The 13,361-nt window shown below is 62.3% G+C and carries 9 protein-coding genes; 8 read left to right on the top strand and 1 reads right to left on the bottom strand.

Going from position 1 to position 13,361, the window contains the following annotated elements; translation table 11 throughout:
• The first annotated feature begins 78 nt into the window (after positions 1 to 78).
• Positions 79 to 1,554, top strand: a complete 1,476-nt coding sequence (locus O9K64_RS17420) for a phospholipase D-like domain-containing protein (RefSeq protein WP_275099384.1) — start codon at positions 79 to 81, stop codon at positions 1,552 to 1,554.
• 5 nt (positions 1,555 to 1,559) lie between these two features.
• Here the strand turns inward: O9K64_RS17420 and O9K64_RS17415 are convergent, their stop codons facing one another.
• On the bottom strand, positions 1,560 to 3,050 hold the full coding sequence (locus O9K64_RS17415) for a sigma 54-interacting transcriptional regulator (RefSeq protein WP_275099383.1): 1,491 nt from the start codon (positions 3,048 to 3,050) through the stop codon (positions 1,560 to 1,562).
• A gap of 210 nt (positions 3,051 to 3,260) precedes the next feature.
• Here O9K64_RS17415 and O9K64_RS17410 point away from each other — a divergent pair, with 210 nt between their 5' ends.
• From O9K64_RS17410 to O9K64_RS17380, 7 genes are all read left to right on the top strand, one after another.
• The gene (locus O9K64_RS17410; RefSeq protein WP_275099382.1) at positions 3,261 to 5,048 is read left to right on the top strand and encodes a bifunctional alpha/beta hydrolase/class I SAM-dependent methyltransferase; all 1,788 of its coding nucleotides are present in this window, start codon (positions 3,261 to 3,263) and stop codon (positions 5,046 to 5,048) included.
• Between the two features lie 2 nt (positions 5,049 to 5,050).
• Entirely contained in the window at positions 5,051 to 6,385 is a 1,335-nt protein-coding gene (locus tag O9K64_RS17405; RefSeq protein ID WP_275099381.1) for a dual specificity protein phosphatase family protein, read from the top strand.
• A complete protein-coding gene (locus tag O9K64_RS17400) occupies positions 6,378 to 6,989 on the top strand; it encodes a CDP-alcohol phosphatidyltransferase family protein (RefSeq protein ID WP_275099380.1) in 612 nt (203 codons plus the stop codon). The genes O9K64_RS17405 and O9K64_RS17400 overlap by 8 nt, the downstream gene beginning before the upstream one ends.
• Positions 6,986 to 7,915, top strand: coding sequence for a phosphatidate cytidylyltransferase (locus tag O9K64_RS17395; protein ID WP_275099379.1), 930 nt, complete (start codon positions 6,986 to 6,988; stop codon positions 7,913 to 7,915). Before O9K64_RS17400 ends, O9K64_RS17395 begins: the two co-directional genes overlap by 4 nt.
• Before the next feature lie 31 nt (positions 7,916 to 7,946).
• On the top strand, positions 7,947 to 8,588 hold the full coding sequence (locus tag O9K64_RS17390) for a lysophospholipid acyltransferase family protein (RefSeq protein WP_275099378.1): 642 nt from the start codon (positions 7,947 to 7,949) through the stop codon (positions 8,586 to 8,588).
• A gap of 329 nt (positions 8,589 to 8,917) precedes the next feature.
• On the top strand, positions 8,918 to 12,373 hold the full coding sequence (locus tag O9K64_RS17385) for an acyl-[ACP]--phospholipid O-acyltransferase (protein ID WP_275099377.1): 3,456 nt from the start codon (positions 8,918 to 8,920) through the stop codon (positions 12,371 to 12,373).
• Positions 12,370 to 13,353, top strand: a complete 984-nt coding sequence (locus O9K64_RS17380; protein WP_275099376.1) for an amidohydrolase family protein — start codon at positions 12,370 to 12,372, stop codon at positions 13,351 to 13,353. The genes O9K64_RS17385 and O9K64_RS17380 overlap by 4 nt, the downstream gene beginning before the upstream one ends.
• The last annotated feature ends 8 nt before the right edge of the window (positions 13,354 to 13,361 follow it).

Here is a 13,361-nt window from a genome sequence, read left to right as displayed (position 1 = left end):
CTTCAATCCGGAAGCGCGATCCCCGGCACCGCCCGGCCACCGTAACAGGACCTGCTTCCACAACTTAAGAACGCATCAATGGCCCACCTTTTGACTCGTGCCCTGTTCACCCTGTTGCTGCTCGCACCACTCGTGCCTTGCTCGGCCGGGCTCCAGCTGGCCGATCTGCCCCGGATCGCCGGCGATCATCCGGGCAAGAGCGGGGTCTACCTGCTGGAGAAAGGGGAGCAGTCGTTGCTGGCGCGGGCCTGGCTGGTGGAACAGGCCAGGCGTTCCATCGACGTGCAGTACTTCATCTGGAGTACCGACAACATCGGCACCCTCTCCAGCGAGGCGCTGCTACGCGCGGCCGAGCGCGGGATAAAGGTGCGCATTATCGTCGATGACCTGTTGATCGATGCCGAAGCCGAAACCCTGCTCTCCCTGGCCGCCCACCCCAATGTGCGGATCCGCATCTACAATCCGATGCACTCGGTCGGCGTCTCTTTCTGGCAGCGCGCGTGGGGACTGGTGAGTGATTTCCGTGCCTCCAATCAGCGCATGCATGACAAGAGCGTGATCTACGATGGCACTGCGGCGATCACCGGCGGCCGCAACATGGCCGATGAGTATTACGACCATGACCAGGAGTACAACTTCCGTGATCGGGATGTGCTGCTGGGCGGTCCCGTGGTGCAACGGATGCAGCAGAGCTTTGAGCAATTCTGGGACCACCCGCTCAGCGTCCCGCTGGAGCGGCTGTTGGCGGATAAGCAGTTGAACCTGTCGGTGCAGCAGATCGACGCCTACCGCGTCTGGCTGCATGGCTACGCCAAAGACCCCGCCAACTTCGCCCCGGAGGTGCGTGACGCACTGGCCAGGATGGCCAGCGACGCACCCGCCATGATCGCGGCGATGCGCTGGACGGATGTCCGCTTCATCAGTGACCAGCCCGGCAAGAATCCGGGCCATGAGGGACTGGGCGGTGGCGGCAACACCACCCGCTCACTGGTCGAACTGATCGCCGGGGCGCGTCAGAGCATCACCATTCAGAGCCCCTACCTGGTCATGCCCGAGGGCGGCCTGACCCTGTTCAGCGATTTGATCCGGCGCGGCGTCCAGGTGCGCATCGTCACCAACTCCCTGGCCTCCACCGACAACCTTCAGGCCTATTCCGGTTACGCCAAACAGCGGGAGGCACTGCTGGCGGCCGGGCTGGAGATCTATGAGTTCAAGCCCGACGCGCCGATAGCACGGGAGTTGATGACCCGCCCGGTCCCGCCGACCCGCGAACCGCCGCTGTTCGCCATTCACGCCAAGTCCCTGGTGGTGGATGACCGGATCGCCTATATCGGCACCTTCAACCTGGACCCCCGCTCGGCCAACCTGAACACGGAGGTCGGGGTAGTGATTCATGACGCCGGGATTGCCCGTCAGCTCAGGCAGGCCATTGAACGGGATATGCAACCGGAGAACAGCTGGCGCGCCGGCGTGGACGAGCCGGACAGCGGTGGCGGTATGAAGCGGGTGAAGCTGTGGTTGTGGGAGCTGTTGCCGCTGGAGCCGTTGCTGTAGGACCGTCAACCGGACTCCGCAGTAGTCATCTCCAGGTATTTCTTCACCGTCCGGCGGTCCAGTCCCGAGTGCCTGGCGACCGCCTCATAGGTGCCATAGCGGCGGAAAAGCTGCTCGCAATACCGGCTTAGCAGCTGGCGCGCCGTCGGCGCCTGGCCGACCGACCACCCGCCGTCGTCCGCCCCCGACTCACAGGCGAACTCCTCCGGAAGCAGCTGTCGGGACAACAGACAGCGACGTATCACCTGCTCCAGTTCCCGCACATTTCCCGGCCACGGATAATCGGCAGGCAGATCCCGTGCGATAATGCCCATCACCTGATCGAGTACCTGCTCGACGGGGCCGCCCAGCATGCGTTCGAGCAGCAGCCTCACCATCAACACCAGCTCCTCCCGGGACTCTGCCAGTCGCTGGCGGAGCGAGGGCATGTGCAGGACCTGCGAACTCACCCGGTAGTAGAAGTCATCCCGGAAGCGGCCGCTCTGGCGCAGTTCCGGCAGGGACCGGTTGGTGGCGGCCACGAGGCGTCCGGAGAAGCGCTTCTCTTCATGGCTTCCCACCGGGGAGAAGCGCCGCTCCTGCAATACCTTGAGCAGTTTGATCTGTACGGTAACGCTGACATCCCCGATCTCATCCAGGAACAGGGAGCCGTAACGGCTGCAGCGGCCCAACAGCCCCGTGTGAGTGTCCACCGCCCCGGTAAACGCCCCCTTGCGATGCCCGAACAGCTCCGATTCGATGAGGTTTTCCGTAAACTGGGACAGGTTGGTGGCGATAAAGGCCTGGGTGAAGGCGCTACGGAAACAGCCGCCCTGGGGGTCGTAGGGGATATAGCCGGAGCGCCCGATGGCCGCCGCTGCCGCGCCCTTGCCGGTACCGGTCTCGCCCAGCAACAGGGTCGAGAAGTCCTCCATCCGGTCCCACAGATAACGGTCATAGAGACGCGCATCCTCGGTGAACAGCAGATTCCACAAGCCACGTCGTAGCGCCTGCATGGAGGCCGTGCGTCCCACCAGCGCCCGATCGATAAAATAGTAGGCGCGGCGCAACTGGAAAAAGAAACCGAAATAGCGCAGCGCCTCGCGAGCGGAAAAGCCACACTGCTCCAGCTCGCCCACCACCGCCTTGGCGAAGGGGACCGGCAGCGGGCGATCCGGCTGCGCCAGTTGCTGTTCGATATGCCGGTCCAGCGCTTCGGTACAGTTATGGTAGCTGCGAAACAACAGGCCGTGTTTCAACCATTCACGCTCTTCAGCGCTGAGTTGCTGCAGGCGGGTGATGCCGCGTTCCGCCAGGCCGGCCAGCATCCGCTCCAGCGGAGCCGCGATCACGCTGAAGTAGTGGGCACCGCTATCCAGCCCTTCGCGTCCTGGAGAAATACCGGGGGACACACCGGGGAAACGCGCCCCCAGTACTGCCGGATCGATACTGAACGGGTTGCTGTATATGGTCTCCTCCAGTTGCTGGAAAAACTGCCTCTCCCTCTCCTTCAGCATTATTGATCTCCTGAATTAGCCGCCGGATTGATTATACATTTTTTGTATATTATGCATGCATATTTGCATGATGTAGACATTATTCACCAGACGCAAGGCTCTGATAACTGCCTTTATCTATATGTAATATCTTGATTTTTTACTGATAACAAAAACTGGCAAGGGGGTTGCAATAGCAGCGATGCATATCAAAAACAGGAGCATCAAATCATGCACATCGCAGCAGAAAGCCTTCTAACCACCCCTGAACCCACCCCCCTGTCCGGCGAAGCGCACATGCAGACCTGGGACGGCAGCGAACTCTTCTACCGCTACTGGCTGCCGGCCCGGCCCTGCACCCGGGCGCTGATCCTGTTCCACGGCGGACACGAGCACTCGGGGCGTTTTCAGGAGCTTGTGGAGCAGCTGGAACTGAAGGATTTTGCCATTTTCGCCTGGGATGCCCGGGGCCATGGCTTCTCCCCGGGGAGTCGGGGCTTTGCCCGCCACTTCCTGGACTATGTGCGTGACGCCGAAGCCTTCGTGCGCCACCTGTCGGATGAATACCGTATCCCGCTCGAAGAGATGGCGCTCATCGGTCACAGCGTCGGCAGTGTCATCGCCGCCACCTGGGTGAATGACTACGCCCCGCCCATCCGCGCCATGGTACTCGGCTCCCCCGCCCTCAAGATCAAGCTCTACGTGCCGGCCGCCCTGACCGGACTCCGGTTGCTGCAGCGCCTGCGACCCGACGCCCATATCAGCAGCTATGTCAAACCGGGCATGCTGACCCACGACAAGGCGGAGGCAGCGGCACGCCGCGCCGATCCGCTGATTTCGCCGCGCATCGCGGTCCGGGTCTTGACCAGTCTGTTTGATACCGCCGAGCGACTGATCGATAGTGCGAATGGCATCCGGGTGCCGACCCTGATCCTCTCCGCCGGCCGCGACCGTGTGGTACAGCAAGCGGCGCAGCGGCGCCTGTTCGACAACCTGGGCAGCCGGGAGAAGGTGTTCAAGAACCTGCCCGGTTTCTATCACGAGATCTTTCATGAGCGGGACCGGCACATCCCCATCGCCGCGGCGCGCGAATTCATCACCCGCCAGTTCACCCGCACACCGACCCGGATGGTGCAGATCGGTGCCGGCGCCTATACCGGTGCCTGCAATCAAGACCGATACAGCCAGCTGCAACAACCGCTTCCCCTGCTCTCTCCCGCCCGCTGGAAGTTCGGCGCGAGCCGGTTCGGCCTGAAGACCCTGGGTCGCCTGAGCGAGGGTGTGCGCCTGGGCTGGGAGAGCGGCTTCGATTCCGGACGCACCCTCGACTACGTCTATCGCAACCAGGCAAGGGGTCTGGGCCCGCTGGGCCGGCTCATCGATCGCCACTACCTCGATAGCGCCGGTTGGGTCGGCATTCGTCAGCGCCGCCTGCATCTGGAGAGACAACTGAACCGGGCCATCGACGCCCTCCGCACACCCGAGAAGGCCGTGCATCTTGTGGACATGGCGGGCGGGCCGGGACGTTATCTGATCGAGGTGATGCGCCAGCGCCAGGATCCCGCCATCAGCGCCGTCTGCCGGGACCGGGACCTGGAAGGACTGGCAGAGGGGCGCGAACTGGCCCGCGCGTCGGGTGTGACCCGGCTGCTTTATGAACCGGGGGACGCCTTTGACCCGGACTCCATCGCGACCTTGTCGCCACGCCCGGATATCGTCATCGTCTCCGGCCTCTACGAGCTGTTCGATGACAATGCCCGGGTGCTTCGCTCGCTGCGCGCCATTCACCGGCAGATGCGTCCGGGTGGGCGGCTCATCTATACCAACCAGCCCCATCACCCGCAGTTGGAGTTGATCGCCCGCACCCTGATCAACCGTGACGGTGACCCCTGGGTGATGCGCCTGCGTCCGCAGTCGGAGATCAACGACCTGGTACGACAGGCCGGTTTCACCCCCCAATCCCAATTGCAGGACGACGACGGAATCTTCACCATCACCAGCGCCCTGAGGGAGGCCTGATCATGGACAACCCGAAGGCAACGCCCACTCACTGGGAAAAACTGTTTTGGGCGCTCGGGCTGGGCGGTCTGTTCTTCCTGGTCTACGGCACCACCAACAGCCTGAGCGCCGAGCTGAATGGACTGCCCAGCCTGTATCTGCCGTGGGAGGAACGGATACCCTTCCTCGGCTGGACCATCCTGCCCTACCTGTCGCTGGATATCTTCTTCATTCTCAGCTTTTTCTGGCTCAGGGATCGACGGGAGCTGTATGGCCATGCCGGACGGATACTGCTGGCCCTGGGCATCTCCTGCCTGCTGTTTCTGCTCCAGCCGATGCAGTTCGGATTTGTCCGTCCCGAGACCAGCGGCTGGGTTGGCGGACTATTCAACCTGCTCACACTCGACCTGCCCTACAACCAGTGCCCCTCGCTGCACGTCAGTCTGAGCCTGATCTACTGGCCGTTGGTCAGACGCATGGCCGACGGTTGGGGCCGCAGCCTGCTGGGCCTCTGGTTCTGGTTGATCGCCCTCTCCACCCTGACGGTCTATCAGCACCATTTCATCGATCTCGTTGGCGGCTTGCTGGTCGGCCTGCTGGTGATGCATACCATCCCCTTGAATGACGCACCGGGCGCGGTAGTCAACCGGCAGTCGGCGCGTATGGCGATTCGCTACGGGGCGGGCGCCCTGGCCGCGCTCGCCCTGGCCCTGCTGAGCCGGGACTGGGAATGGGGCTGGCTGCTGCTCTATCCGATACTAACCCTGGCACTGGTGGCCGGCGCCTATGCCGGCGGCCGGGCCGATTTCCTGCAGAAACGCCACGGCCGGCACTGCCTGGTCACCCGGCTGCTGTTCGCCCCCTACCTGATCGGCACGCACCTGACCTGGCGCTACTTTCGCTCCCGTGTCTCGCCCTGGAACCACCTCAGTGACGGCATCTATTTCGGTCGCCGCCTCACCGCCAGCGAGGCGGCCCGCCTCAAGCAGTTGGGAGTCGGCGCAGTCCTGGACCTGGCTCCGGAAACCGCCGAAACGAAGCGCTGGGGCGAGCTCCATTACCACCACGCCCCCCTGCTCGACTTCGCCACACCCGATCGCCAGGCACTTCAGGCCGCCGTGCGTTTTATCCGCCAACACCGCACCGGGGTTTACATTCACTGCAGCCTGGGACTCTCCCGTTGCGCCCTGGTGGCGATCGCCTACCTGATGAGTGAGGGCATGAGCCTGGAATCGGCCTACCGATACACCAGGGAACACCGTTCTGGTATAGTGCTGGACGATTACGCTCTGGGTACACTAATCGCGGACACTGCAAACACGGATATGATCACCAGGAAGGGGACGGCTCATGCCTAGCATCTATGATCTCAAACCGGCCTTTCAGGGCCTGCTGCGACCGCTCTGTGCCCGCCTGGCCGCCGGCGGCATCACCCCCAACCAGATTACCCTGGCCGCCCTGCTGCTCTCGCTCGCCAACGGCACCGCCCTGGCACTCTATGCAACCGAAGCCTGGCCGCTGCTGTTGCTGCCCGCGGTGCTGCTGGTGCGCATGGCGCTCAACGCCCTCGACGGCATGCTGGCCCGGGAGCACGGGATGCAATCCCGCCTCGGTGCCGTGCTCAACGAACTGGGGGATGTGTTGGCCGATGCCGCCCTCTACCTGCCGCTGGCACTGGTGCCCGGCGTACCCGCTACGTTGGTCGTGTTACTGGTTTTCCTCGCCATCCTGACCGAATTTGCCGGCATCCAGGCGATCCAGATCGGGGCAGAGCGTCGGTATGACGGCCCCTTCGGTAAAAGCGACCGCGCGCTGCTGTTCGGCGCCATCGGTCTGCTCCTGGGTCTGGGCTTCTCCCCGGGCCCCTGGCTGATGCTACTGCTGGCGCTGGCTGCCGTGCTGGCCTTGCTTACCGTTCTTAACCGGGTTCGCCATGCCCTGCTGGGCGGGAGGCAGGCATGAACTTCCATCCCCACGCCCTGTGGGCGCTGGCCGGCGTTTTCGGCATCCTGATCCTCGCCACACCGGCCGCCCACCTGATCGAAAAAAGGCGCCAACTGCCGACCGCCGGCGAACTCACACTTCGCGTCCGCTCCTGGTGGATCATGGTCAGTCTGTTCTCCGCCGCCGTGCTGTTGGGAGCGACCGTCACCACCTGGCTGCTCGGTTTCATCAGTTTCCTGGCCCTGAAGGAGTACCTGTCACTGATCCCCACCCGACGCTCCGACCGGCGGGTGCTGTTCTGGGCCTACCTGACCATCCCACTGCAGTACTACTGGGCGGCGATCGGCTGGTACGGCATGTTCATCATCTTTATACCCGTCTACGCCTTGCTGGTTATCTCCGCACGCAAGGTATTGATCGGCGAAACCGAGGATTTCCTGCGCTCCATGGGTACGATCCACTGGGGGCTGATGATGACGGTGTTCAGTATCAGCCACGCCGCCTATCTGCTGGCGCTGCCGGAGGACGTTGCCCCCGCCGGCGGTGTCGGCCTGCTGATCTACCTGGTGCTGCTGACCGAACTCAACGATGTGGCCCAGTATGTCTGGGGCAAGCGCTATGGCAGGCGCAAGGTGGTGCCCCGGGTCAGCCCCGGCAAGACCTGGGGGGGACTGATCGGCGGCTGTGCCACGACCCTGGCGGTCGCCCTCGCCAGCGCCCCCTTCCTGACACCGCTTAACCCGATCGAGGCAGTGGGCGCCGGCCTGATCATCGGCCTCTCCGGCTTTCTGGGTGACGTGGTGATCTCGGCGGTAAAACGGGATATCGGCATCAAGGACAGCGGCAGCCTGCTGCCGGGGCACGGCGGCATACTCGACCGGGTGGACAGCCTCACCTTTACCGCGCCGCTGTTTTTCCATTACCTCTACTACTTGTACTACTGATGGGCACTACTGATGGCGGGAGATGGAAATCATGAAAGACTGGCCTAAGCTGCTCTTCTTCACCTGCATTGTGCGCCCCCTGGTGCTGATCATACTCGGCCTCAATATCCGCCATCGGCAACACCTGCCCGCCACCGGACCGGCGATCGTCGTCGCCAACCACAACAGCCACCTGGACACCCTGGTGTTGATGTCGTTGTTTCCGCTCGCCCAACTGCAGCGGCTGCGTCCGGTGGCCGCGGCCGACTACTTCATGGCCAATCCCCTGCTGGCCTGGTTCGCCACCCGGGTAATCGGCATCATCCCCATTGAACGGAAGAACCGAGATGGCCATCACGACCCGCTGGCCCCGGTGCAAGCGGCCCTGGAGCAGGGCGACATTATTATCATTTTCCCCGAAGGCACACGCGGCCAGCCGGAACGGATGCAGAAGTTCAAAAGCGGCGTCATCCATCTGGCGAAGGCACACGCCACGGCCCCCATCATCCCGGTGTTCCTGCACGGCCTGGGCAAATCCCTGCCCAAGGGCGAGGGGCTGCTGGTACCCTTTTTTTGTGATGTGTTTGTCGGCCCGGCCCTCTATTGGCAGGGTGACCGCACACTGCTGATGCAACAACTTGAACAACAGATGGAGGCCCTGGCCTCGGAACAGGGGCATGCGGCATGGGATTGAACCCGCGTAGGCCGAAAATTACTTTTTCCAATGTCAGTAACTACTCACCCGGTTTATAAGTGATTGGCCTGCCTTGTTGGCCGATCTTGATGGCGCCTCGAATCCGGCCCCATTTTCAGCGCCTGCCCAAGCCGCTCCCGGCCATCCATGGCCTCCGCGGCAAAAGTCCAACCGTGGACAAAACTCGCTTCGCTCAAACAAGGGCAGGCTTGAATCTGAAAAAGGGGCCGGATTCGAGGATAAAAGCCATCGTGTGAGGCCGGCAAGGCAGGCCAATCATCCCGTGAGTAGTTACCAATGTCATATTTAACCTTCACCAGGCACTGAGCATGGACAAATTAACCAAATTGCGCGGCTTCACTCCCTTCATCCTGATCATCTTTTTCAATGCCTTTATCGACCTTGGCCACAAGATCCTGATCCAGGACACCATTTTCAAGATCTATGAAGGGCAGACCCAGATCATCCTCACCGCCGTGGTGAACGGGCTGATCCTGCTGCCGTTCATCCTGCTGTTCACGCCGGCGGGTTTTCTCTCCGACAAGTTCCGTAAACCGCGGGTGATGCAGATCAGCGCCGCCGTGGCGGTGGCGCTGACCCTGCTGGTCACCCTCTCCTACTACCTGGGCTGGTTCCGGTTCGCCTTCGGCCTCACCTTCCTGCTGGCGGTGCAGAGTGCGTTCTACTCACCGGCCAAGTACGGCTACATCAAGGAGCTGACCGGCAAAGAGAATCTCACCTCCGCCAATGCCGTCGTGCAGGCGGTGACGATCGTGGCCATTCTTTCCGGCATCTTTGTCTTCTCGGTGCTGTTTGAGCAGCGCCTGGCCGGCACCCGCTACAGCGACAGCCAGCAGCTGCTGCAGGCCATCGCGCCGATCGGCTGGGTGCTGGTGGCCTGCGCCGTGCTCGAACTCCTGCTCACCCTGCGACTGACGCCGGTGCAGGCGGAGGCCCCCGAGTTGCAATTCGACTGGCAGCGCTATCGCAGCGGCCACTGCCTGCGGGACAACGTCAGCAAACTGCGGGGCAGCCGTGCCATCTGGCTCTCCATTGTCGGCCTGTCGGTCTTCTGGGGCATCTCCCAAGTGGTACTGGCCGCCTTCCCGGCCCTGGCCAAGGCCTCCCTCGGCCTGGACAACACCGTGGTGATCCAGGGCATCATGGCCTGCACCGGGATCGGCATTATCGTCGGTTCGCTGGTGGCCGGAAAGGCCTCGAAACACTACATCGAAACCGGCCTGATCCCGCTGGGCGCGGCGGGCGTGGTCATCGCCCTGTCATTCATCCCGCAACTGCGCTCGACCGGACTGCTGATCGTGGATTTCCTGTTCCTGGGTGTGTTCGGCGGCCTGTTCATCGTCCCGCTCAATGCCCTGATCCAGTTCCACGCCCGGGATGAGGAGTTGGGTACAGTGCTGGCCGGCAACAACTGGGTGCAGAACCTGGTGATGCTGGGATTTCTCGGCCTGACCGTGCTGTTCTCGATCCAGGGCATGGGCACCCAGGGACTGTTCCATCTGCTGACGCTGACGGCACTACTCGGGGCCATCTACACGACTTATCAACTGCCCCAGTCCCTGGTTCGCTTCGTCATCGCGCGCCTGTTCTCCAGCACCCATCGTATCGAGGTGATCGGTTTCAAAAACCTGCCGGCCCAGGGCGGGGTGCTGCTGCTGGGCAACCACATCAGCTGGCTGGACTGGGCGATGGTGCAGATTGCCTGCCCCAGGCCGGTCCGATTTGTCATGGAACGATCCATCTACCAGCGCTGGTACATTAAGTGGTTCCTGGACCTGTTCGGGGTGGTGCCGATCGCCAGGGGCCAGAGCAAGGAGGCACTGGAAACAATCAATGCACTGCTTCGGGCGGGCGAAGTGGTCTGCCTGTTCCCCGAGGGGGCCATCAGCCGCAACGGTCAACTGGGCGAGTTCAAGCGCGGCTACGAACGCTGCGTCGAGGGGGTGGAGGGGGTCATCCTGCCCTTCTACCTGCGCGGCCTCTGGGGCAGCCGCTTTTCACGCTCCAGCAAAAAACTGCAGGAGCTTCGCAACAGCGGTCTTCGCAGCAACGTCATCGTCGCCTTCGGCAAACCGTTGCCGATGACCACGCCCGCCGACGCGCTCAAGCAGCAGGTGTTCGAGCTCTCCATCGACAGCTGGGAGCAGTACACCCAGGGCTTGGACAGCATCCCGCTGGCCTGGATGCGCAGCGCCAAACGCATGGGCGCGAAAACCTGTCTCAGGGATGCCCAGGGCGGAATGCCGCTGACCGGGCACAAGGTGCTCACCGGGGTAATCGGCTTGTCCAGACTGATCCGCAAACGCAGCCCGGAACAGCATATCGGGCTACTGTTACCCGCCAGCAGTGCCGGCGTGATGACCAACCTGGCCGCGCTGCTCAGGGGCAAGACCGTGATCAACCTGAACTACACCGCCAGCACCGAAGCGATGCTGGCGGCCGTCGAGAAGGCGGAGATCCGCAGCCTCTACACCTCCAGCCGCTTTATCAGGAAACTGCAGCAGCGCGGTATCGATCTCGAGCCGCTGCTGTCACGGGTCGAGGTGCATCATCTGGAAGAGATGAAGGAAGCGATCACCCCTGCAGCCAAGCTGCTGTTGATGACCGCCTCCACGTTGCTGCCGGCCCGCCTGCTGTTCGCCCTGTTCGGCAAGCCGGTGGATATCCGGCAGCCGGCGGCCATTCTCTTTTCCAGCGGCAGCGAGGGTGATCCCAAGGGAGTGGTCCTGAGCCATCACAACATCATGGCCAACATCCGCCAGGTCACCGATGTGCTGGATGCCCGTCACGAGGATATCGTCATGTCCAGCCTGCCGCTGTTTCACGCCTTTGGCCTGACCGTGACCGGCCTGATGCCGATGGTGGAGGGGATACCGGCGATCTGCCATCCCGACCCCACCGACGTACTGACCATTGCCAAGGCGATCGCCCGCCAGCGCGCCACCATCTTCTGCGGCACCTCCACCTTCCTGCGACTGTTCATCCGCAACCGCCACGTCCATCCCCTGATGCTGGAGTCCCTGCGGGTGGTGGTGGCCGGCGCCGAACGACTCAATCCCGAGATCCGCGATGCCTTCAAGCTCAAGTTCAACAAGGAGATTTACGAGGGCTACGGCAGCACCGAAACAACCCCGGTGGCCAGCGTCAATATTCCCGACCGCCTGGACCCGAGGGGCTGGCAGGTTCAGGAAGGAAACCGGCCGGGCACCGTAGGCCTGCCGCTGCCGGGTGGCAGTTTCCGCATCGTCGATCCGGACACCCTGCAACCGCTGCCGGCCGGAGAGGACGGCCTGATCCTGTTTGGCGGCACCCAGGTGATGCTGGGCTATCTCAAGGACGCCGAAAAGACCGCCGAGGTGATTGTCGAGTCGGAGGGCAAGCGCTGGTACAAGACCGGGGACAAGGGGCACCTGGACAGCGATGGCTTCCTCACCATCGTCGACCGCTATTCCCGTTTCGCCAAGATCGGCGGGGAGATGATCAGCCTGGGGGCTATCGAGGGGGCGATCGGCTCCCGCCTGCCCGAGGATACGGAGATCCTGGCCACCGCGGTGCCGGACGAAAAGAAGGGTGAGAAAGTAATCGTGCTGTTCGCCGGCAACATTACCCAGGATGAACTCAAGGCACTGATCAATCAGACCGACCTCAGCCCGCTGATGAAACCGGCCCAACTGGTGGCCGTTGAGACGATTCCCAAGCTGGGCAGCGGGAAAAGCAATTTCAACAAGGCCAGAGAGATCGCGCTGGCGGCGGGGGTAGCATGAAGACCATTGACATCCATACCCACCTGCTCAACCCCAGCGTCAGTTTCCATCGCCTGTATGACAAGATCACCATCCCGCTGTTTGCGCGCAGCCTGGGCGCGGATCCAAAACAGCTGCTGAGACAGCCATACGAGACCTATGTCTCGGCCATGGCGGCATCGATAGAAAACTCGGTCCATGTGGAAAAGAGCTGCCTGTTCGGGGTCGATGTACGCCTGGATGAGCGGGGCCGGGAGATTGATCGCGACCGGACGGTCTGCGCCACGACCGCGGATGTGCTTGCCGTGGCCAGGCGCCACCCGGACCAGTTCATCCCCTTCTTCTCGGTCAATCCACGCCGCCCCGATGCCCTGGAGCTGATCGAACAGCATATCCAGAGTGGCTGCCGGGGGGCCAAATTTCTGCAAAACTACTGGGGCGTGAATCTCAATGACGAGCTTTTTATCCCTTACTACGAAAAGATCAAGGCACACAACATCCCGCTGATCATCCATGTCGGCAGCGAGTACAGCATCGACTCCTTCAGCCAGTACGAGGGGATCGGGATGCTCGACCTGCCCCTGGCCACCGGCGTCACGGTGATTGCCGCGCACATGGGACTGGGACGGCTGAATTACAAACTGCAACTCTGGCGAAATGTGTCAAAAGATCCCCGCTTTTTCGATGCGGACTACTTTCAGCTGCTGGAGAGACTGACAGTGTACCCCAATCTCTATGCGGATATTTCTGCGATCCTGGCCCCCATGCGGGCACGGGCATTAAGACACCTGTCCGAACAGACCGATGTGCATCACAGACTCCTGTTCGGCACCGACTATCCGGTACCCTTTACCGTGCGGTTCAACAGCTACGACCTGCCAAAGCACAGAAGAAAACAGATCAACCAGGTGGACAATCCGTTCGACCGCTATGTCGCTGCGATACGCGACTATTTTCCCCACGACAACCCGATCTACACCAACCACATGAAGCTCATCTGAGGATCCGG

The organism is Sedimenticola hydrogenitrophicus (assembly GCF_029017505.1).
Lineage (GTDB): Bacteria > Pseudomonadota > Gammaproteobacteria > Chromatiales > Chromatiaceae > Sedimenticola > Sedimenticola hydrogenitrophicus_A.
This window is presented reverse-complemented; position numbering and strand designations above follow the sequence as displayed.

What these genes read in the sequence shown, in the direction of transcription:
- O9K64_RS17395 (WP_275099379.1), top strand. Translation starts at nt 6,986, where the DNA reads ATGAACTTCCATCCCCACGCCCTGTGGGCGCTGGCCGGCGTTTTCGGC.
- O9K64_RS17405 (WP_275099381.1), top strand. Translation starts at nt 5,051, where the DNA reads ATGGACAACCCGAAGGCAACGCCCACTCACTGGGAAAAACTGTTTTGG.
- O9K64_RS17420 (WP_275099384.1), top strand. Translation starts at nt 79, where the DNA reads ATGGCCCACCTTTTGACTCGTGCCCTGTTCACCCTGTTGCTGCTCGCA.
- O9K64_RS17390 (WP_275099378.1), top strand. Translation starts at nt 7,947, where the DNA reads ATGAAAGACTGGCCTAAGCTGCTCTTCTTCACCTGCATTGTGCGCCCC.
- O9K64_RS17385 (WP_275099377.1), top strand. Translation starts at nt 8,918, where the DNA reads ATGGACAAATTAACCAAATTGCGCGGCTTCACTCCCTTCATCCTGATC.
- O9K64_RS17380 (WP_275099376.1), top strand. Translation starts at nt 12,370, where the DNA reads ATGAAGACCATTGACATCCATACCCACCTGCTCAACCCCAGCGTCAGT.
- O9K64_RS17410 (WP_275099382.1), top strand. Translation starts at nt 3,261, where the DNA reads ATGCACATCGCAGCAGAAAGCCTTCTAACCACCCCTGAACCCACCCCC.
- O9K64_RS17400 (WP_275099380.1), top strand. Translation starts at nt 6,378, where the DNA reads ATGCCTAGCATCTATGATCTCAAACCGGCCTTTCAGGGCCTGCTGCGA.
- O9K64_RS17415 (WP_275099383.1), bottom strand. Translation starts at nt 3,050, where the DNA reads ATGCTGAAGGAGAGGGAGAGGCAGTTTTTCCAGCAACTGGAGGAGACC.